The following is a 748-nucleotide window of genomic DNA, read 5'->3' on the forward strand; positions in this document are numbered from 1 at the left end:
ATAGAAAGAAAGGCATTTTAATTGGGGCAACCGCTGGGGCTTTAGCCGGAGGTGGTGCCGGTTATTATATGGATCAGCAAGAAGAACAATTGCGCACAAAACTCGAACGCAGCGGAGTGCGCGTTCAACGAAATGGGAATGAAATTACTCTAATAATGCCCGGCAAGATCACCTTCGATGTATCTAAATCAAGTGTGCGACAGAACTTCTCTGAAGTGCTCGATTCTATTGCGTTGGTGCTAAAAGAGTTCGATAAAACAGCGATTGAAATCACTGGTCATACCGACTCAACAGGTTCCGCATCGTTTAATCAAACCCTCAGTGAACAACGTGCAGACTCGGTGAAAGCACAACTTATAGCCCGCCAAATTTCGAGTGGCCGCGTGCACTCAAAGGGATTAGGTTTTCGTGCTCCGATTGCAACTAATGATACGGCGCAAGGCCGACAAGAGAACCGTCGTGTTGAATTAAAGTTGCTTCCGATTTAAAACAACCGTGCCCTCTTCCGCTGTTGATTGAGGGCTAGTGTTTATTATTACCAAATGACTTTGGAGAATAGCCATGCCAGCGTTTGAAGGCATGGCTAAAGTTTGCGGCGTCGCTATATCCTAGGCGTTCTGATATTTCTTCTAGCGTCATATTTGTACTGTTCAAATATTTAGCAGCAAGTTCACTTCGAAACGTATCCAAAATACTTTGATACGATTCCCCTTCATTCGTTAATTTTCGTCGAAGCGTTCTTGAACTC

At 44.5% G+C, this 748-nt stretch carries 2 protein-coding genes; one reads left to right on the forward strand and one right to left on the reverse strand.

The features are described 5' to 3' along the window. On the forward strand, positions 1 to 488 hold a 488-nt coding region (locus A3762_RS24505; RefSeq protein WP_068758076.1), incomplete at its 5' end, for an OmpA family protein. 34 nt (positions 489 to 522) lie between these two features. On the opposite strand, the gene A3762_RS26205 is transcribed toward A3762_RS24505, so the two are convergent. Beyond that, on the reverse strand, positions 523 to 748 hold a 226-nt coding region (locus tag A3762_RS26205; RefSeq protein WP_156493731.1), incomplete at its 5' end, for an AraC family transcriptional regulator.

The sequence above is a fragment of the Oleiphilus sp. HI0125 genome (genome assembly GCF_001635355.1).